The sequence below is a fragment of the Providencia sp. M-27 genome, assembly GCF_011077905.1.
Taxonomy (GTDB): domain Bacteria; phylum Pseudomonadota; class Gammaproteobacteria; order Enterobacterales; family Enterobacteriaceae; genus Providencia; species Providencia huaxiensis.
The window spans coordinates 531,494-551,527 of sequence record NZ_JAALBT010000001.1; the positions used below are offsets into that span (position 1 = coordinate 531,494).

21 protein-coding genes, 1 tRNA gene and 1 pseudogene are annotated in these 20,034 nt (G+C 41.0%); 6 read left to right on the forward strand and 17 right to left on the reverse strand.

Annotated elements, in window-relative coordinates; translation table 11 throughout:
* Positions 1-98: 98 nt before the first annotated feature.
* The 7 genes from G6Q48_RS02475 to G6Q48_RS02505 form a co-directional block, all read right to left on the reverse strand.
* Positions 99-749, reverse strand: coding sequence for a DUF4310 family protein (locus G6Q48_RS02475; RefSeq protein ID WP_004258187.1), 651 nt, complete (start codon positions 747-749; stop codon positions 99-101).
* A 2-nt stretch (positions 750-751) separates the two neighbouring features.
* The gene (locus G6Q48_RS02480) at positions 752-1,543 is read right to left on the reverse strand and encodes a DUF4311 domain-containing protein (protein WP_166264339.1); all 792 of its coding nucleotides are present in this window, start codon (positions 1,541-1,543) and stop codon (positions 752-754) included.
* A 26-nt stretch (positions 1,544-1,569) separates the two neighbouring features.
* Complete coding sequence (locus G6Q48_RS02485; protein ID WP_166264503.1) at positions 1,570-1,833, reverse strand: DUF4312 family protein; 264 nt, start codon at positions 1,831-1,833, stop codon at positions 1,570-1,572.
* Positions 1,800-2,183, reverse strand: coding sequence for an SFCGS family glycine-rich protein (locus G6Q48_RS02490; RefSeq protein WP_166264341.1), 384 nt, complete (start codon positions 2,181-2,183; stop codon positions 1,800-1,802). The genes G6Q48_RS02485 and G6Q48_RS02490 overlap by 34 nt, the downstream gene beginning before the upstream one ends.
* Before the next feature lie 32 nt (positions 2,184-2,215).
* Complete coding sequence (locus G6Q48_RS02495; protein WP_102137902.1) at positions 2,216-2,554, reverse strand: transcriptional antiterminator; 339 nt, start codon at positions 2,552-2,554, stop codon at positions 2,216-2,218.
* Positions 2,555-3,036: 482 nt separating this feature from the next.
* Complete coding sequence (locus G6Q48_RS02500) at positions 3,037-4,914, reverse strand: BglG family transcription antiterminator (protein WP_242685773.1); 1,878 nt, start codon at positions 4,912-4,914, stop codon at positions 3,037-3,039.
* Positions 4,915-5,070: 156 nt separating this feature from the next.
* Entirely contained in the window at positions 5,071-5,772 is a 702-nt protein-coding gene (locus G6Q48_RS02505) for a pirin family protein (RefSeq protein WP_166264343.1), read from the reverse strand.
* A 124-nt stretch (positions 5,773-5,896) separates the two neighbouring features.
* On the opposite strand from G6Q48_RS02505, the gene G6Q48_RS02510 reads away from it, so the two are divergent.
* On the forward strand, positions 5,897-6,790 hold the full coding sequence (locus G6Q48_RS02510) for a LysR family transcriptional regulator (RefSeq protein ID WP_166264345.1): 894 nt from the start codon (positions 5,897-5,899) through the stop codon (positions 6,788-6,790).
* Positions 6,791-7,391: 601 nt separating this feature from the next.
* Here the strand turns inward: G6Q48_RS02510 and G6Q48_RS02515 are convergent.
* From G6Q48_RS02515 to G6Q48_RS02535, 5 genes are all read right to left on the reverse strand, one after another.
* Positions 7,392-7,787 (reverse strand): DoxX family protein, encoded by a 396-nt coding sequence (locus tag G6Q48_RS02515; protein WP_102137898.1) that lies wholly within the window; start codon positions 7,785-7,787, stop codon positions 7,392-7,394.
* Between the two features lie 238 nt (positions 7,788-8,025).
* Positions 8,026-8,325 (reverse strand): YqjK-like family protein, encoded by a 300-nt coding sequence (locus G6Q48_RS02520; protein WP_102137897.1) that lies wholly within the window; start codon positions 8,323-8,325, stop codon positions 8,026-8,028.
* A complete protein-coding gene (locus tag G6Q48_RS02525; RefSeq protein ID WP_166264347.1) occupies positions 8,312-8,719 on the reverse strand; it encodes a phage holin family protein in 408 nt (135 codons plus the stop codon). The genes G6Q48_RS02520 and G6Q48_RS02525 overlap by 14 nt, the downstream gene beginning before the upstream one ends.
* Before the next feature lie 6 nt (positions 8,720-8,725).
* Positions 8,726-9,031 (reverse strand): DUF883 family protein, encoded by a 306-nt coding sequence (locus tag G6Q48_RS02530; RefSeq protein WP_166264349.1) that lies wholly within the window; start codon positions 9,029-9,031, stop codon positions 8,726-8,728.
* A 236-nt stretch (positions 9,032-9,267) separates the two neighbouring features.
* Positions 9,268-9,936, reverse strand: a complete 669-nt coding sequence (locus G6Q48_RS02535) for a DedA family protein (RefSeq protein ID WP_102137894.1) — start codon at positions 9,934-9,936, stop codon at positions 9,268-9,270.
* Between the two features lie 613 nt (positions 9,937-10,549).
* On the opposite strand from G6Q48_RS02535, the gene G6Q48_RS02540 reads away from it, so the two are divergent.
* The gene (locus G6Q48_RS02540; protein ID WP_102137893.1) at positions 10,550-11,509 is read left to right on the forward strand and encodes a TerC family protein; all 960 of its coding nucleotides are present in this window, start codon (positions 10,550-10,552) and stop codon (positions 11,507-11,509) included.
* 273 nt (positions 11,510-11,782) lie between these two features.
* Entirely contained in the window at positions 11,783-13,036 is a 1,254-nt protein-coding gene (gene sstT / locus G6Q48_RS02545) for a serine/threonine transporter SstT (RefSeq protein WP_102137892.1), read from the forward strand.
* A gap of 104 nt (positions 13,037-13,140) precedes the next feature.
* On the opposite strand, the gene G6Q48_RS02550 is transcribed toward sstT, so the two are convergent.
* Positions 13,141-15,162, reverse strand: coding sequence for an NADPH-dependent 2,4-dienoyl-CoA reductase (locus G6Q48_RS02550; protein WP_166264351.1), 2,022 nt, complete (start codon positions 15,160-15,162; stop codon positions 13,141-13,143).
* 223 nt (positions 15,163-15,385) lie between these two features.
* Between G6Q48_RS02550 and G6Q48_RS02555 the strand changes: the two genes are divergently transcribed.
* Positions 15,386-15,982: a GNAT family N-acetyltransferase gene (locus G6Q48_RS02555; protein WP_166264507.1), complete on the forward strand. Its 597-nt coding sequence runs from the start codon at positions 15,386-15,388 to the stop codon at positions 15,980-15,982.
* 45 nt (positions 15,983-16,027) lie between these two features.
* On the opposite strand, the gene G6Q48_RS02560 is transcribed toward G6Q48_RS02555, so the two are convergent.
* Positions 16,028-17,101, reverse strand: a complete 1,074-nt coding sequence (locus G6Q48_RS02560; RefSeq protein ID WP_166264353.1) for an NAD(P)H-dependent amine dehydrogenase family protein — start codon at positions 17,099-17,101, stop codon at positions 16,028-16,030.
* Positions 17,102-17,460: 359 nt separating this feature from the next.
* On the opposite strand from G6Q48_RS02560, the gene G6Q48_RS02565 reads away from it, so the two are divergent.
* Positions 17,461-17,537 (forward strand) — tRNA-Ile (locus G6Q48_RS02565).
* Between the two features lie 190 nt (positions 17,538-17,727).
* On the opposite strand, the pseudogene surE reads toward G6Q48_RS02565, so the two are convergent.
* From surE to G6Q48_RS02580, 3 genes and pseudogenes are all read right to left on the reverse strand, one after another.
* Positions 17,728-18,606: pseudogene (gene surE, locus G6Q48_RS02570) on the reverse strand (5'/3'-nucleotidase SurE).
* Between the two features lie 28 nt (positions 18,607-18,634).
* Positions 18,635-19,084 carry a hypothetical protein gene (locus G6Q48_RS02575; protein WP_166264355.1) on the reverse strand — a complete coding sequence of 150 codons (450 nt, stop codon included), beginning with the start codon at positions 19,082-19,084 and terminating at the stop codon, positions 18,635-18,637.
* 15 nt (positions 19,085-19,099) lie between these two features.
* On the reverse strand, positions 19,100-19,402 hold the full coding sequence (locus tag G6Q48_RS02580) for a hypothetical protein (RefSeq protein WP_102137884.1): 303 nt from the start codon (positions 19,400-19,402) through the stop codon (positions 19,100-19,102).
* A 165-nt stretch (positions 19,403-19,567) separates the two neighbouring features.
* On the opposite strand from G6Q48_RS02580, the gene G6Q48_RS02585 reads away from it, so the two are divergent.
* Entirely contained in the window at positions 19,568-19,771 is a 204-nt protein-coding gene (locus G6Q48_RS02585; protein WP_166264357.1) for a hypothetical protein, read from the forward strand.
* The last annotated feature ends 263 nt before the right edge of the window (positions 19,772-20,034 follow it).

The following is a 20,034-nucleotide window of genomic DNA, read 5'->3' on the forward strand; positions in this document are numbered from 1 at the left end:
GTTGTTGGTTACTCTTATGCTACTCTTTGAACTATTTCGAGCCTGTTTTTAATGATGTTATTTAGTAACCCGGAGCAGATGCTCCGGGAGGATACGAGTTAGGCGACGATTGGGAAGAAATAACCGAACAACATCGCCCCTAAAATTGCCCCGCCGGCAACGGGTTTTTGCCATACATAGAAAATCAATGCGCCAATTAAAGAGCCAATTCCGATTGGAATGGATGCGGCCATCGCGGCTAAAATAATTAGTGGACCTAAGAAACGGCCGGAGGTATTACCCGCACCCATCATGACGTCAGCACCAAAGGTTGAGTTAGCCTGAGCAATCGTGAATTTACGTGCAAATACAATCAGTAAGCCGATTAATACGCCAAGAAATAAGCCAGTTAGTAACGACATCCAGAAGTTAGTGACTAAAAAATCCCAACCCGCGGCTAAAAATAAGGCGGGAACACCGAGGCCAATACCGGTTTGTAGCGCGCCACCGATATCTAAAATACCTACCAGTGAGCCTTCGATAATCCGAGCAAATAGGAAACTCGCACCAAATGCGGCAACCGCACCATAAACTCCGGTATCTAAGCCCGCACGTAACATGGCGACGAACGCCACTTCGTTAAATGCTCCAAAGCCGTAGACGACATACATGTGGGTACCTGCGAAGATCCCCGCTGATAACAGCCCAACAAAAATCGGGAAGGACCATTCTGCATACCAAAAATCTTGTTTGTTAATTTCAGTTGTCATGATTATTTCCCGCTCAGCAGACCGTGGACGTATTCAAGCCACAATGGTTTATCTAGGTTGAAAGAGGTGATCATCTTCAGGTCGAATTCACGGAAGAAGCCGCTAAGAACAAACAGCAGAACGACTGTTACCATCATTGTGCGAGTGATACGGTTCCAGCCGTTGTCATCAACGCCTTTACCGATCAAGATACCTAAAACTAAACCAGGGATGGCATTACCCATGATTAATTGGGCACAACCACCAAATAGCGTTGCCCAGAAACCTGAACGGCGGCCTGCATCCATAGCGGCTAACCAGAAGATAACTGGCATCACTGTGTTAACGAGCAAGTTTGCGGCAGGCACTAGTACGTTAATGGCTGTTGTTTGCAGAGCAGCCGGAACTGCAGAAGCGGTAGTGTTCAAGAAGGCAACAACGAGTGCCCCGATGATGGCACAAGCGATAGCCATTTTTTTCGGGTTATGCAGTGTGTCAGCAACGCTACGGTTTTTGGTTAGTAACGCTGCGGCCCCCCAGTTTGGGATGATGCGGTGGTCAACGTCTTGTGTAAATGCCCCTGCAGCAACTGACGATGCCCATGCGTTAAAGAAGAACCCTAAGCCGAAAGAAAAGTGAGATGCGGGATCTCCTTCACAAGCGTTCAGCTCACCCAATGTACGGAATGCCCCCATGCCCTGTATGGTTGGCGCGTGGAACATACGCGCAGCCCCTGCGCCTAAGCCAAAGCCGCAGAGCCCACCGATGATTAGGGATATACCCAATATTTCTAAAAAAGATGCAGTTTCACTCATGGAATTAACTCCAGACCTGATTGCTATTATTGTTCTGTAAATGGTATTTCGTTGACAGAAAGTAAAGTGACATCCAGCGAAACGTCGAGTACAACACGAAAATGTTCACGTTTGCGTGGCAAAAAGAGAAAGAGAAATTTTTCTGTCCGCGAATGAGAGTGAGCACTAATCACTTCAACATCCTTTGGTTCTATCCGTAGGATGATGTCTGTGCTGTTTTTAAGTACGGTTTTTTGAATTGAATTTAAGGCGTCAGCTATCGCTTTTTGCTTAGTGTCGCCTTGCCGTATTTTTTATTGAATGCTTTTACCAAGCGCTCGCCTAACTCTTCCTTGTCCATAAAACCGAAACCTAATACATTGCAACCGTCTGCAATCGCGGTTTCTCCCTCTTCAATAGAGCGCATCCCATAGCGAGCTTTATAGCCATATTTCGTTTGAGCGGTAATTGCGCCAGCGCCACCACTACCACAAAATGAGATACCTAAATCAGCTTGCTCTGCGTTCATGACATCACCGAGTTTCATGTCAGCAGCGACACCCGGAACAACAACAGCTTTACCACCGGCAGCTTCAACACCTGCAGCCACTTTTTGGCCTTTACCTAAACGGTCACCGATAACAACAACTATCTGTTTCATAAAATATTCTCCAAATCCTACAAAATTAGTAATTAATCATTTGAACGTGCGACTTCAAAGTGAACAGAGAGTAAATAGGTCTCTTCAGGTGCTAAACCGGGAAGTGTGTCAACGACCCGTTGTGCGAGCGTAATCGAATGTTCAGAAATTTCATCGAATAGGCTGATATCGACTTCTGGTAAGGCTTCACCCGTTTTTGCTCTACCGACCATGGCACGTAAATGAGACTCCAACATTTGTTGTTGTACATCTGTGGTATAGCAGCCCTCCTGCTTGAGCCAGTCAGTAATCACTGCTAGCAGTTTTTGTGTCACCTCATCAATATCAAGGTTATGTTCTAACATTTTAAAAACGACAACTGATTCACTCATAACTATTTAAAATCCAAAGTAATATTGCAAGTTAGACTACTCTGTTCCTTCATGTCTTATACATTAGACGCTTATTCGTATTTTTTGCAGGCAGGGAATTTCCACTTGTAAGTGGAAATTGTTTGGAAGCTAACGAGTGTATATTTGGTGTGTTTTTTGTTCTATTTGGAAATTAAGTGGAAAAATTGACATTAATCAACTCTCTAAAAAGGATAAAAATAACAATACTGTGAATAAAATATGTTATTTATCAATTGATTATTTTTTTAACTAAAAAATGGAAATAAAAAAATGAACTGGAAAGGAAAGTGGAAATTATAAATGGAAATTATTTTACATTAGTTGTAATTGCTTCCACTTAGTCGTTTTGTGTGTAAAACAGGCCGTTTAGGATAGGAAAATATTTGTGAGAGTTGTGCTTAGGATCACGTAAAAATCAGCAACCTCCTCTTTTCCGCTAAAAAGTGGAAGTTGCTATCAAATTAAAGGATACGCGCTAAGCTATCTTTAGCTATCACCTGGAATTCATTGAAATTTTTGACACTGACTAAGCGACGAGTCGTTTTTTCTTTTACAAAGGTAACGAATAAATCATAAATAGCCATTGCTTCTTCATAGTCTGTTTTACTTATCGCGAGTAAGAAAATGACATAAGCGTTCTCTTTGGTTTCTTTATTCCACTCAATGCCTTTGGGGGCGACAACGGTTGCAACTACCGTTTTATTGGCAAGTAGCCCTAAAGAGTGGGGCAATGCAATGCCTTCCCCGAGCAATGTGGAAACAATTGACTCACGCTCTTGCAGTGAAGGGTAAAAATCGGGTGTGACATAGCCTTCTTGCTGTAATTTATGGCAAACCATTTGAAAGAGCGCTTCTTGGCTAATTTTTTCATTAATGACCATGAAGAACCGTTCATCAAAAAAACGCTCAATAATGTAAGGGCGGGTTTGGTCAACCATCGCTAGGCGGCCAACTTGCTCTAGCTGATAGGGGGTCGGAAAAGGCGCGATTTTAATGACAGGCTTGTTTTTCTCTGAAATTCGCACCGTGGTAATGACGAAATCTTCAGAGACTTCATCCAAGGACTCGTACTCTTGTAACGTTAACCCTCTGCTAAATTTGAGCTGTGGAAATTCACGCATGATTTTAGATTCAACCACGCGAAACGTGGAGTTTCCTGCATCTGTTACCACCAGTACTTCCGTTTGTCGTATTGAGCCTGCGCCATAATTTCTTTCAAGACTGACACCGATATGCACCGCTAAATAACCTAATTCGTCCTCGCTGATTGGATGAGGGAGTAACTGCTTGCTGGCACTGGTCAATGCGCTTAGTGTGACGTCATAGGCAAAAGGATAATATTGTTTTATATCAGAAAGTAATGGATTTGGTGTGGAAATATGGTATTGCAAGCGAGTGATCAACGCAGCGAGATGCGTATTGAGATCTTTTTTGAGCTTTTCATCGTTACGCAAATCATAATTATATAATTCATTAATGTAATTTAAAATATATTCGCATAGCTCATTATGCGTTCCATTTTTTTGCGTGCTAGAGTCTTGGTGACTAATGCGTTGGGCGATAATTTGGTCATGTAAATAGCTAAGTTCTGCCCCTGAAAGGTCATTACCAAGGAAGTAGATTAATCCTTTAGATATTTCACCACAGGCTTTGCGGATCGCTTCTTCACTGTCATCATCTTTGACAGCGGTGGTGAGTTCATGGCCGCGAGTGATGCGTAAAATAGTGACTGCACAATTAAAAACCAAGTACAAATGCCCTTCATTACTAATACGAATATCAAAGCGATTCATACTGTTATGCAAAACTTTATCGATGTATGTCAGGTCTAAATTATCAAGGCAATCAGGACGGAAAGTGGATAAATCAGGCGTTATCTGTGCGGAATAACGACGCCATAAAGTTTCGGTCATACAAGCTCGAACCGCCCACTCGCTACCGTTTAAACGAATGCCTTGATGAGGAATACTTTCTAACGCAATTTGGTATTTCTGAAGCTGTTCTCGCACCGCGCCCATATCTTGCTGTAATGTACCGCGGCTGATAAACCACTCTTCAGCGATATCATCAAGCTTTACGGGGAGTGATAGCATTAAGAGCTTTAATAGCAGCGCATCAATGCGCTCTTTGCTCGTACGAGGAATATGATTGTCTTCATCATTTTGCTGCGTAAAAGTGGCAAATAGGGCTTCATCTTCAATTTTCAATCGGTAACCACGACCTCGCTCATACACAATATGTGCACTATATGGCTGTATCAATTCATTGATTTCATTGATATCAGAACGAATAGTTCGAGTAGAAACCGAAAAGTTTTTTGCTAATTCGTCTTGAGGCACAACCTCATTAAGAATTTGAGCAAGAAAATTACGTGTTTTTTGCTCGCTAATGGCAGGACTCTAACACAAGCGTGTCAATATGTAGGATATGTAAATCATGAAATTTGCGAATCCGTTCGCAAAATTCATGCTGTTATAGCTGGAAGGGAGGAGTTTTTATTCCCCAAGGTCGATTAACAGGCCTCTAAACGGTTTATCTGCACTAATGATGACTTGATTATCGTCTTGGATAAACGCCCCGTCATTGCAATTCATTCCTAACTGCTCGCCTTTTGGTGTACGCAATGTTGCTCCACCATGTATAGATTGAAGGAATGAGTTTCTTCCTTTTAGCGTTATCGCTGATGATTCATTGGCCGCCAAATGAATTTGGGTGATCCAAATTTGTTGACGTAATTGAATACTTTCCTCCTCCCCATCAGGAGATGCGATAAGTTTATTCTCATTTTCATTAATGGTTATTTTTTGCAAAGGTAACGATTCTTGCTGTGGGCAAGCATTTAGCCAGAGCTGTAAACGCGTTAGCGGTGTTTTGGGACACACATTTTGTTCACTGTAGCTGAGGTCTGGGCGCGGTGAAAAACGCACACATTCACCTTCATTCGCTTGGATAGTATTACCTGAGCTATCACGATACTCCGCATGCCCTTTTAGGATGATATTTAAGATATCGACATGTGGGTAGGTTCTTGGCTGTAATGCATTTTGTGGCGCGATAACTTCTTGATTCAGCACTCTGAGTGTTTTAAAACCCATAAAGTCTGGGTCAAAATAATGACCAAATGAAAAGGAATAACGCGCTTGTAGCCAACCATAATCAGCTTTGCCGCAATGATTAGCGGGTCTTAGTATCATCATAATGGTTAACCCCCTATCGAAAATAAATAAGTTAATAATCTATTGTTATAATAAATAGCTGGACGTTGAATTGTTAGCCAGTTAATCTGTTTCCCTTGTTCAAATTTCCTGAAAGAGAAGCTTCATGAGTAAAGAGAGAGCATTAACACTTGAATCATTAAGGGTTATGGATGCAATCGACCGCCGTGGTAGTTTTGCTGCAGCCGCTGAAGAATTGGGGCGAGTTCCTTCTGCGCTGAGTTATACCATGCAAAAATTAGAAGAAGAGCTCGATGTCATTTTATTTGACCGTTCAGGGCATAGAACTAAGTTTACTAATGTCGGTAGGATGTTACTTGATAGAGGGAGGATCCTACTTGAAGCCGCTGATAAGCTAACATCTGATGCAGAAGCCCTGGCAAAAGGATGGGAAACGCATTTAACCATCGTGTGCGAGGCGCTAGTTCCTGTTCATTCTCTTTTTCCGCTGGTGGAACGATTGGCGGAAAAATCAGAAACACAGTTATCTTTAATTACTGAGGTTTTAGCGGGCGCATGGGAGCGCCTTGAAAGTGGTAAAGCGGATATCGTGATTGCCCCTGATATGCATTTCCGATCATCTTCAGAGATTAACTCTAAATCGTTATATACCATTAATCATATTTACGTGGCGAGCCCGGATCATCCCATTCACCAAGAGCCAGAACCGTTATCTGATGCGACTCGAGTGAAGTACCGTGGGATCGCAGTGGCTGATACCGCACGTGAGCGGCCTGTGATAACGGTGCAGTTGTTGGATAAGCAACAACGATTAACGGTGTCGACGATTGAAGATAAACACAATGCACTGTTGGCCGGCCTTGGTGTTGCGACGATGCCGTACCCAATGGTTGAGCAAGATATTCGTGAAGGGCGTTTGAAGGTGGTTGGCGCTGAGTTTAGCCATGAGACGAATATTATTATGGCGTGGCGTAGAGATAGTATGGGGGAGGCTAAGTCGTGGTGTCTCCGAGAGATCCCAAAATTATTTAGAGTGTAAACTCGTTATATTTTGAGCCGTAGGGGTGTTGGCTTCATTGAGTCACCCGAGTCACATACTTATGTATGCTCACGGGATGACTCAATTTGCCGCCTACCTACAACTCAAACTATTTAGAGTTTACGAGTAGGGTTTGCTGGTTGCGGTTCAAAAGAGTAAAACTATCTCAGTCATAGCTCAGTTGTAGCACGAATTATTTAGAAGTTAGCCCGTAGCTGAAAAAATAAATTGAGACTCATTTGCTGCCTACCTACAACTCAAACTATTTAGAGTTTACGAGTAGGGTTTGCTGGTAGCGGTTCAAAAGAGTAAAACTATCTCAGTCATAGCTCAGTTGTAGCACGAATTATTTAAAAGTTAGCCCGTAGCTGAAAAAATAAATTGAGACTCATTTGCCGCCTACTTACAACTCAAACTATTTAGAGTTTACGAGTAAGGCTTGATTATGCAGCCCCCTAAAACAATAACTGAAAACTCCTTACCTAAATAAATTTCCTTCAGCTGAGCCAAAACCTTTATTTTAGGCAAAAAAATACCTCCCGAAGGAGGTACAAATTGGACAAAAATAAACTAAATCAATAAGGGTGTAATGAAATCGGAGTTACCATTTTTTATTTAATAAATGGTCAATACTAAATTTCCCTGGGCCAGTCACAGCTAACAGTAAGAAACCGCCTGCAATAGTAAAGTTTTTCATAAACATTAAGCTGTTTGGTGCCACGCTAAAGTCGATATGGAACAGTAGCGCCGTTAATACGGTAAAGCCTGCAGTAAATAGGGCAACAGTTCGAGTTAAGAAACCGAACAGAATGGCTAGGCCACCACCAAGTTCTAATAAAATGGTTAACGGTAATAAAAAGCCTGGAACACCCATTGCTTGCATGTATTGCTGTGTTCCTGCGTATGCATCTCCCAGTTTTCCATACCCAGCAACAATGAACAGAATTGGCATCATAATACGAGCTAACAATACCGCACCACTTTCTAAATTTTTCATTAAGATTCTCCAGACTAATAAGCCATTAAATATAAATTATTTGCGATATGTGTCGCTTTGTAATGTTGTTTTCAGCACAAATAGGCAAGAAAACATTTGATGGACTTATAGTAGTCATTTGCTTTTTCAATAAAAAGCAAAGCTTATTAACAAAGATAGTCAAAAAAATTGAATGGAGATGGAGAGAGAACTAGCTAAAGTGATGAGTTTTAATTTAACATATTGATTTTAATTGAAACTATTTCTTTCCTGCATTGATCGTACTTTGAATTGTTCTTGCTATGCCCCACATCGTGAAGGCTTTTTTCCCTAATTGGAGTATGCGCTGTGGTCTTTTCAGTGAATAAATTGAAAGCAGGCCTGTTGCCGCAATAAATAAAGGGCGGAAGGTAACCAAGGTTTTCCATGTGCGGTCATAAGGGGCTGTCACATGTAGCCAATCTTCAGAACTTGCAGCAAGGTCGCTCCGTTGCTGCTCAATTCTGTTGAGTAATCGCTGTTTTTTTGCGGCAAGTAATTGGCGTTTATTTCTGGTCATTATCCTTACCTGCTAATGCACTTGCATCTTGGCTTAATTGCTCCCGTGTGGAGCTCAATAAGGTAGATTGCTTCGCTTTTTTGAGGGCCCAAATAGCAAAAATAATGGCGAGTAGAACTAAACATCCTGTTGTTATCGCCAGTGCTTGATAACGATAAACAGGGTCTACAGACCAAAAAATGAGTCCAATTAGACACATTAGACCAAAAGCAGTAAAAAGAAGCGCTAGCCCAACTAACAATAGCAGTTGGATAAAATTAACTTTTTCTTCTTCAAGCTCAACAGCAATGAGCTGAAGGCGAGTTTCAACAATATTAACGGTGATACTCGCGATACGCTGCAGTATTTCAAGGACCCCTTTACCGGGGCCCTGACGTTGTTGATTTTGTTCCATAAGTCATTAACGTTTCGCGAGAAGTACGCCAAGAACCACACCAACAGCAGCACCGATACCGATACCAGTCCATGGGTTTTCTTTGACATAGTTGTCTGCGCGGCCCGCAATTTCTTTAGTTTGTTCAGTGATCCTTTCAGTCGTTTGACCGAGTTTAGCGCGAGATGAGCAAAGTGCGTCTTTCGCTTTGGATTTCAAGCTTTCAATCTCTTCTTTCGATTTCTCGCCTGTATCATTCAATACAGCTTCAAGAGAGTCAGCTAACGCTTTGAGTTCTGCGCGTAGGCCTTCTGATGAATGATTTGATGACATGTAGAACCTCCTATCAATAGAAAAGAAACTTCACTGTATTAACAATAACCGTTTTTACATTAAGTGCAATGAGTTATTCAACAATAAATTGTGGGCTCAGAAAAAATGTAAAAAACAGTATTAAGGAAAATATTTTTATTTTCAGTGGTTTATCTTTGTTGGGGTGAGCCGAAATATTGAGAGGTAAAATTAAGTAAAAATGAAAATGCGAGAACAGGGCGTTCCCGCACGGAGGATTAATTTACTTTTTTATTTGAAAACTTTTTCTTGACGACAACGGCAATGCTACCAATTAGGCCAAGGATCAGTAGCCCTACAGGGATCAACATCAAAATATTCATAATATGATGTTCATATTGTAGGAAAATCGGGCTTTTACCAAAGCCATAACCAATCGCAGTCAAAATTAACACCCACAGTAAGCCACTTAACCAATTAAATACTTGGAAACGACCATTTTGCAAGCCTGCAAGGCCTGCGATAGTTGGAAGTAGTGTTCTGACAAAAGCTAAAAAACGGCCAATTAATAAGGCAGCGAGGCCATGACGGTGGAACAAGCCATAAGCGCGTTGGTGGTAGTGTTCAGGTAAGTGCGCTAGCCAGCCTTTAACAATTCGTGTGTTACCCAGCCATCGCCCTTGTATATAACCAACCCAGCAGCCTAAACTGGCACCAGCGGTTAAAATGACGATGGTGAGCGGATAACTTAACGCGCCTTTAGCGATGAGTACACCAACTAAAATCAATAAGCTATCACCAGGTAAAAACGCTGCAGGCAATACCCCGTTTTCAAGAAACAAGATAGCGAACAGCATGAAGTAAATCGACCACACTAACGCTGGGTTAGATAAGGTGACATAATCTTGGTGCCAAAGGGCGAAAAAAAGTTCTTTAACTAATTCCATTAATGTTTCCTAAACGGCAATAACAGCAACAAACTTGTTGTTGGGCAGGGAGAAATGGATTAAGTGAATGCCAAAGTGAAAGTAGTGTTTCCTCAGGCTGTTAGTGTAAAGCACGCTCACTTTAACAAAACAGAAAATAACTAAACAGCAAATTTTAAGCTTATTTTTAGAATTCATTTAAGTTTTGGTTTATTTTTACAATTTATCGTGTGGTATGTAACGATGTAAAGTGCTTAAAAACGGCGTTTAGCCTGTTTTTTTCTCAGAGTATGCGAAATATACTGGTTAATTTATCTTTTAATGTAAAAAAATAACGATAAAACAATAACGGCTAATTATTGCATTTTAAGACTATTTACCGTATCTTATCGCCATAGCAAAGGGGAGTAACTTCTTCTTGTCGGTTTATCGTCATTACGGTGTACATATTACACCCGGTAGCCGAGCACCACAGTTCCCTATTTTTGGGGTGTTTGTGTTGTAAGTGAGACCTTGCCAGAAGGCGGGGTTTGCTCATAATTTACAACCAAAAGAAATAACTTGTGGTTAACGAATTTTAAGCGGCTGATGTCTTCTGGATATCAGCCGTTTTTTGTTTTTAAGGGAAAGGAAAATGCACTCAGTTGGTAACCCAATTTTATGGGGTAGTTTTGCCGTTATTATTTTACTTATGTTACTCATTGATTTGTTCTGGCAAGGGAAACACAAAGGCCAAGCAATGTCGATGAAACAAGCTGCGGCTTGGAGTATTGTGTGGGTAACGCTTTCACTGCTCTTTGCAGCAGGCTTTTGGTGGTATCTTAATGAGAACGTAGGACGTGAGTTTGCCGATAGCCAAACCATGGCGTTCTTAACGGGTTATTTATTAGAAAAAGCATTAGCTGTCGATAACGTATTCGTCTGGTTAATGTTATTTAGTTATTTCGCGATCCCAGCCAATTTACAGCGTCGCGTGTTGGTTTATGGAGTATTAGGCGCTATCGTACTTCGTACGATTATGATTTTTGCAGGTAGTTGGTTAGTCACACAATTTAGCTGGATTTTATATGTATTTGGCTTGTTCTTGCTATTTACGGGTTTGAAAATGGCTTTTGCTAAAGAAGATGACTCGCCAATTACAGATAAACCGTTAGTAAAATGGGTTCGTTCTCATTTACGCATGACAGATGAATTACATGGTGAAAAATTCTTCATTAAACGTAATGGCATTTTATTTGCGACCCCACTTATTTTAGTACTGATCTTAGTTGAGATTAGTGATGTGATATTTGCAGTGGACAGCATACCCGCTATTTTTGCGGTAACAACTGACCCATTCATTGTTTTAACATCGAATTTATTTGCTATTTTAGGCCTGCGAGCCATGTACTTCTTGTTGTCTGGGGTTGCTGAGAAATTCTCAATGCTAAAATACGGTTTAGCGGTGATTTTAAGCTTTATCGGTATAAAAATGCTATTGATTGATATTTTCCACATCCCAACACCGATTTCATTGGGCGTGATTGCGTCAATCTTAGTCGTAACGCTAGTTATTAATGCTATTGTTAATAAACGCAACGAAGCAAAAAATTAATTTACCTTTTTCATTTTTTTCATTTTTTAAATCCTCTGCTGTAAAAGCAGGGGATTTTTTTTAACCCTCTGAAAACACTCAACCATTTTGTTCATGCCATTCTACTATAAGAAACAAAACTCTATTGAGATCACAGTTATGTAAAATGTTTGTTAAACAAAATCAATCATTGTGTATATTTTGAATAATTGCCTTTTCAGGCGACTATTATTCCTTATACTTGCTGTGCAAACACATTTAATTCCTAATAAAGATAAATAATATAGGTCTATTATGGATACAAATAAAACAGGGTTATGGCGAGTTATTAGCCAAGGTAGTCTAGTCAAGCAGATACTGGTTGGCTTGATAGCAGGTATTTTGCTTGCATGGTTATGGCCATCTGCTGCAAAAAATGTCGGGTTGTTAGGGGATTTATTCGTTAGTGCATTAAAGGCTGTTGCGCCTGTATTGGTATGGGTATTAGTGATGTCATCCATTGCTAACCACCGCCAAGGGCAAAAAACCAATATCAAACCCATACTGGTCTTATATATTTTGGGAACATTTTTTGCCGCGGTTGTCGCCGTTATTGGTTCTTTCCTATTTCCATCAAATTTAGTGTTAGTGGTCGGTGATACACAGCTAAATCCTCCGGGAAATATTGCTGAAGTGTTAAAAGGTTTGCTAATCAATATATTTGCGAACCCTATCGATGCACTGATTAAGGGCAATTATATTGGTATTTTAGCGTGGGCGATTGGGTTGGGTATTGCACTGCGCCATGCAAATGAAACCACAAAAAATTTAGTTCATGATTTTTCTAATGCAGTAACACAGCTGGTACGTGTTGTGATCCGCTTAGCGCCTTTAGGGATTTTTGGCTTGGTTGCTTCAACTATCGCAACGACAGGTTTTTCAACCTTAAAAGGTTATATCCACGTTCTCGCAGTTTTAATTGGCTGTATGTTGATCGTTGCTTTGGTTGTTAACCCACTGATTGTCTATTGGAAAATGAAGCGCAACCCATACCCATTAGTTTTAGCTTGCTTACGTGAAAGCGGGGTAACGGCATTCTTTACGCGTAGTTCCGCAGCGAATATTCCTGTGAATATGGGGATGTGCCGTCGTATGAATCTGCACGAAGATACCTACTCTGTTTCTATCCCATTAGGCGCAACCATCAATATGGCAGGCGCAGCGGTAACGATTACAGTGCTGACGTTAGCCGCGGTACACACTTTAGGTATTCCTGTTGATATCCCAACAGCATTACTATTAAGTGTAGTGGCCGCAGTCTGTGCGTGTGGCGCTTCTGGGGTTGCGGGCGGCTCACTGTTATTGATCCCATTAGCTTGTAACATGTTTGGTATTTCAAATGAGATTGCGATGCAAGTGGTTGCGGTTGGTGTGATGATTGGCGTGTTACAGGATTCAGTCGAAACAGCGCTTAACTCTTCAACTGACGTGTTATTTACTGCGGCTGTGTGCATAGCGGAAGATGAAAAACTGGCTAACGCTGAAGCACGGTTATCTCACCGCGATTAATTGTGTGAACCAAAAGAAGGGCAGGGACTGTGAAAGCAATCTCTGCCTTTTTTTGGGATATGTGATAAACCCTAGCGAAAATCCCGAACAACGGAGCAGAAAAATTAAAGCTGATACGCAATTTTCATACCTTGCTCGATAGCGCGGCGCGCATCCAGCTCCGCGGCGACATCAGCACCACCAATAACATAGGCATTAATCCCACGTTCTGCTAATTGTACTTTTAATGGGCGGTAAGGCTCTTGCCCTGCACATAAAATCACATTATCAACGGGAAGGCACTGGATTTCATTTTGATAACGAATATGTAGTCCTTCGTTATCAACTCGCATATATTCAACACCATTTAGCATCTGCACGCCCCGCTTCATTAGGGATAAGCGATGCACCCAACCGGTTGTTTTACCAAGGCCCGCCCCGACTTTACTGTTTTTACGCTGTAATAAGTACAATTGGCGAGCTGATGACATAAGGGATTTTTGTGGGGGAAATACGCCACCTTTTGAATGGATCGTGGTGTCAATATTCCACTCCTTATTAAATAGTGATGAATCTAAACTGCTACTTTTTCCTTCTTGGGTTAGCAACTCGGCAACATCAAAACCAATCCCCCCAGCCCCAATAATGGCGGCACTTTTCCCCACTGAACGTTGTTTGGTGATGACATCGATATAAGAAATGACTTTATGGTGGTCAACCCCTTCGAGCTGGATCTTTCGTGGAACGACACCCGTTGCAATAATGACCTCATCAAATCCAGATAAACAGTCAACATCGGCTTGTTGTTCAAGGCGCACATCAACATTTAATAGTTCCAGTTGTCGGCAGAAGTAACGAATAGTTTCATGGAATTCTTCTTTACCGGGGATTTGCTTCGCGAGGTTAAATTGCCCACCTATGTGGTTAGACTTTTCAAACAAAGTGACGCGATGCCCACGTTTTGCTGCATAAATTGCACAAGATAACCCGGCAGGCCCTGCGCCAACAATTGCGACAGATTTGCTCTGTGGGGCTTTTTCGTTAGGGTAATCCATTTCCCTAACGGCTTGTGGGTTAACCAAACAACTGGCGAGTTTTCCACTAAAGATAAGGTCGAGACAGGCTTGATTACAACCAATGCAGGTATTGATTTCATCAGCTCGATTTTCTGCTGCTTTACGGACAAATGCTTCATCAGCAAGAAACGGCCGAGCCATTGAAACCATATCTGCTTGATGATTGGCAATAATATGTTCTGCAACAAAGGGGTCATTGATGCGATTTGTGGTTATCAGCGGAATATTCACTTTTCCCATTAATTTTTGCGTAACCCAACTAAACGCACTACGGGGAACTTGTGTTGCTATCGTAGGTACTCGAGCTTCGTGCCAACCAATACCCGTGTTGATCATACTGGCACCTGCGTTTTCAATTTGTTTGGCAAGAAATTCAACTTCTTCCCATGTTGAGCCTTCTTCGACTAAATCCAACATGGAAAGTCGATAAATAATGATAAAGTTTTCCCCAACGGCTTCCCGTATTTGTCGCACGATTTCAATGGGAAAGCGAATTCGGTTTATGTAACTCCCACCCCATTCATCAGTTCTATGGTTGGTACGCTTGGTAATGAATTGGTTAATTAAATAACCTTCGGAACCCATAATTTCAACACCATCATACCCAGCTTGCTGAGCTAGCTTGGCTGTTGTCACGAAGTCATCAATCGTTTTTTCAACTTCATCAGTTGAAAGTTCTCGAGGGGCGAAAGGAATAATTTCTGCTTGAATAGGGCTTGGCGCAACTAATTTAGGGTGCAGCCCATAACGCCCTGCATGCAAGATTTGTAAGGCGATTTTACCATCTGCTTGGTGGACGGCATCCGTGATTTGTTGATGAAATGAAAGCTGGTTTTTATCGTTTAATACCGCGCCATGAGCGGTAAGCGCCCCTTCTGGATTGGGGGCGATACCACCGGTAATGATGAGGCTGACACCATTTTCAGCGCGTAGGCGGTAAAAATGTGCTAGCCGCTCACTGCCTTGTGGGTGTTCTTCAAGCCCAGTATGCATTGAACCCATCAAGATGCGATTTTTTAGGACGGTATGGCCTAAATCAAGTGGGGTAAAAAGGTGTGGGAAATTGCTCATTATTATACTCCCATTCGGGATTTCATTAACAGGTCAGATGAGTTAACTGTAGCGTAATGAAGGGGTAATTTGGTAAAGATGTTAAAATTTTGTGATTTTTATCATATGTTTTCGGTTAAATAGCTGAGTGTCATAAAAAAATAGGTGTTTTTTTGTTTTTATGTCATAAAAAGAGATTAAAAAAAGAAACACACAGCATAAAGAGCAATATAGGGAAACCATGATGAAAGAGATTTGCCAAGCTATTACTTTAGAAGGTGAATACGTTCGCCTTGAACCTCTATCTCACCAATATGACGTCGAACTGGCAGATATCATTCGGCGAGATGGGCTGCATAATTTGTGGTATGCCTTAGTGCCTGAGCCTGAGCATTTCTCTCAAGATGTGGAAAAGCGCCTAGAAAATTTCCAGAAAAAGGAATGCTTACCTTTTGTGGTGATCGATAAACGAAGCGATAAACCAGTGGGTATTACTTCTTATAACCGTGTGGACCATGCAGTAAGGCGGGTTGAAATCGGGGCCACTTGGTATGGAATAGAGGTGCAACGTACCGCATTAAATACAGAGGCTAAATATTTGCTGTTAAAACATGCCTTTGAGGAATTAGACTGCGTTGCAGTGGAGTTTCGTACACATTTTTTAAATAGCCAAAGTCGCCGTGCCATTGAACGTTTAGGGGCTAAGCTCGATGGTATCTTGCGTAATCATATGAAAACTAAAACGGGTGAACTGCGTGATAGCTGCGTATATAGCATTATCGAGTCAGAATGGCCGTCGATAAAACACCACTTAGAATGGCAGATGGTAAAACCGCGCTAAGGCTAGGTGTGGGGAAATAGCCCACCGAAAGGTGGGCAATGTTAGCTATAAATACTCATGCATTGGTTTGGTCATAAATACATTATTTGGCATTTTTTCTGTGGTGGTATAGCCTGCTGGGCTATTAATCAGTGCAGGAATGCGGTTCACTAAATTTGCACAGGTTAATTCTACGGTTGCTGGGTTATTCACCTCAATTGAGGTGTCGGGTTCACCAATTAACTGCCAGCTATTTTTATCACACTCATCCGCTGTTAAGATTTTCCCAATACACTCTGTTTCGAGGGTAATACCTTCTGCGGTTTCGGTGATCACCACTGCAGATAAGCCTAAGACATCCCCTTTTTTAACAGTCATTTTGAGCGTTTCGGAGTAAATATCTTGCTGGGCAATTTGCGGTACACAGCGCTGAGTTTGGCTGGTGATCGTTAACCCAAGGCGGCTACATAGCCAGCCGTTTTGTGTCCACATATACGGTGGTGCATATTCACCGCTTTCGATTTTCTGCGAAATAACATCGTAAGGTAAGTCATTATAGTTACCAATTTGTTTGTCGAACTCATCAACAGTTAAACCCGCACCGTGACCGACAGCAAGAGCGATACCGTAATCTTCAACGTTATAGCAGCTAGAACCTTTAATTTTCACCAATTTGTGCATGGAGCCTGCTAAGGTGTCAATGAGTACGCCCCAATACATATCAGGGTAGCCACTGCCCGCAAGAGTACAATTGTTTTCTTTGGCTAATGCATCAAGCTTTTGTGTAATTTCAGGTGATGAATTCCATGGGTAAAGAGCTTCTTCTCCGGTTGAAATGGCGTTTACACCATGACGAGCAAATAGGGAGAATGCGTCTTCTAAATCAGCCATGGTACTCAATGTTGCGATGATGCCAACATCAGGCTTTAAGGTTTCGAGGGTTTTATCTGCTTCATGTAGCGGTTGTACTTTTACCCCTGTTGGCGTCGTTCCTGCAATTTCACCTATATCTTTGCCAATAACGGCTTCATTGATATCAAAAGCCGCCACAACTTCAGCACCATGCTCTTGCAAGTAACGGATCAAAAATTTACCCATTTTTCCGCAACCATATTGAACTGCACGTACTTTTTTCATCATTATTGTCCTATATGCGAATTATCTATAGACCATATTGTGAGATTTGAATATAAAAAATATTGTTCTATATCAATTGTTTGAATAAAGAATTTTTAATAAAATTGATTGCAATTATGATGTTGTTTTTATTGTTAATTTGATATTGGTGAGAGTTAAATATAGATAAAGTGCGAGAAAGTGATTTAAATAAAAAATAGCAGGGCTCATTAAAATTGCAAAAAACGACGTTCGAATGATAGTAATAGCCTGTGCTATCGCATTGAATTATAAGAAAGGTAACTAGGTTGAACACAATTTCATCATACGGTTTCGAAACACTAGACCTAAGCTAAAACTACACGTATAATCCTCTCCACTTTGGCCCCTTAGCTCAGTTGGTTAGAGCAGTCGACTCATAATCGATTGGTCACTGGTTCAAGTCCAGTAGGGGCCACCAAATTTTAGCTGTTAAATCAGCGCATTAAGCCACTTCTTAGCAAGTGGCTTTTTTGTTTTTCTAAAACATATCACGCTAATGACTCACCAAAATACTTTTGTAATTCATCTCGGCTTTTAATTTCTTGTTAATCCGTATACTTACTGGCTTTTTGAAGCTATGTGATGGATGTTGTAATCCTTTTTGTGACCTAAAAATTGAAATCATTTTTATATTCTTTTACTTTTTCTTCAGGAGCATTCCAATCACCATCGAATACAGTGTAAGTAATATATCCTTTGTCGAGGTATCCAGTATCCGAATTATCATTTCTCATTTTTAATGCTTCAGGATTAATGAATTGCTTAGTTTTTCCTTCGGCGGTTATTTCATATAAAACTTGTGGTGAAACGGTATATTCGTTTTCAATAAACTTTACGCCTTTAATTTTATCTTTAGGCAGTGCAGGGTAATTAATGCTTAATCCTGATCTCGCTGGAAGTACTTTCTCGCCAGCCTACCATTTTTTATTTAAATTATCAACGAGATCAACAATATAAGTGACTGAATCAGGCCAATATTTTTGGGTGCTAGGCCAACCTGATTTTATTTCTTCTTCAGTCATAATATAACCAATACTTGCGGCTATCGCTGGGTAGCCAAGACGTACAGCGCGAGCTGCGGCTGAGACCGTTCCTGAATTAAGTTGCGAGGCTCCGGTATTTGGGCCATCGTTGACTCCAGAAATTACAAGGTCTGGTGGTGTTTCCCGTAATAATCCCTGCAAACCAAAATCCAGTGAATCTGCAGGAGTACCAGGGAAGCAATAAGTACGCTCATCGACTTTTTTAACATCAAACTCTTTCCCTGCTTTGAATGTAATAGCAGTCCCTATTCCGCTTTGATTTGTTGCTGGACCGACAAGCCAAACATCATAACCTTTTGCATCTAATTGAGACTTTAATTCAGTTAGGCCAAATGCCTCACATCCATCGTCATTAACTAATAAAATACGCATTTTATCGTTGCTGGCTTGAGCTTGAAGTCCTAATAACGTTAATAAACTAATAGCTAAAATTGTTTTTTTCATTTTGCCCCTCGACACATGATTAGTGGTATTAAAATATATTGAATTTATAATCAAAAATAATATCTGCGGCGATAGCATTTCTTCGAATATAGTGGCCACTATCATCAAAAACAGGCTGTACGCGGTTTCCTTGTACTTGATATAACCAAGCTTTGGTTAATTTAGTAAATATCGTAAAGTTTTTTAAGCTTGGATCACTAGGTTGCCAAGCATTGATGAGATTAATCTCACCTGTTTTAATTTTATTATTTTTAAAATCAAACTGACCGTAATTTAATTGTACTGCAGAATAAAAATCTTCAGCATATTTATAATCAATAAGCCCTGTTAGAGCTAATTCACCATCACGCTGATAGTGATAAGCGGCAGATGACATAGGCTCAATACGCCAACGTGCATTTCTCAAAGGATGCCTGTCAAAATAACCGAGTGACCCGTCATTTTTTGAAGCATCAGTATAGCCAATACCCAGTTTCATACCTAAGGCATCATGTTACCATCTAACAGTACCTTCATAGACCCAAGAGGTGCCATTAGCGGCCTGCTGTGCGGAGGGCATATCTTTATATAATTCTAAAGGGACATTACCAAAAGCTTGGAACCCAAGAGTGATATTAGAATAAGGCATATAGCTTAGTTCAAGAACATGACGGTCAATGAAATCTTTCGCATAGCCATAATTATAACTGGCAGTGAGTTCTTTTGTTTTATAGTTGATACCACCCGCTGCGATATATTCAACAGGGGTTTTATTTGCACTATGGAATTTTTCTTTATTCGGGGTAAAGCGTTCCATAACTCTATCAACATATAGCGTATCGATTGAAAAATCCTGATATTTCAATGTGCCATCGAAAGAAACGCCTCATGGTTCAGGGCCAGCAACCAGTGGGGCAACACCTTTTAAGCGTTATAAATTATGGCCTTATTTAGGCGGTGTTAGAACTCCACTGACTGTGTCATGCCTAGTCATACACAGCAACCAAATAGTATTCGCTCCCAATATGTTAGTGTCATTGATATTGCCCCTACAATTTTAGATGCAGCGGGAACTTCATTTACAACAGAGGTTGATGGGGGAAAACAAATTCCTGTGGCAGGTAAATCTTTCTTGGGAACACTAAATTCGGATGACGCAAAAACCCGTGACGTGCAGTATTTTTAACTGCGTAGTCAGCGAGCTATTACTCAAGGAGACTGGAGAGCTGTCGCATTACACCGTTACAACACCAGCTATGATGATGACCAATGGCAACTGTTCAATACAGCAGAAGATTTTTCTGAATCAACCGACTTAGCGAAAAAGTACCCAGAAAAACTGAAAGCATTGCAGCAATTATGGGGGGATGAAGCAAGAAAATATAGCGACCCAGCGGTCGTGGATCCTTCTGAGTTCTTCTACAACTTTAATCGTATGGAAGATGGTTT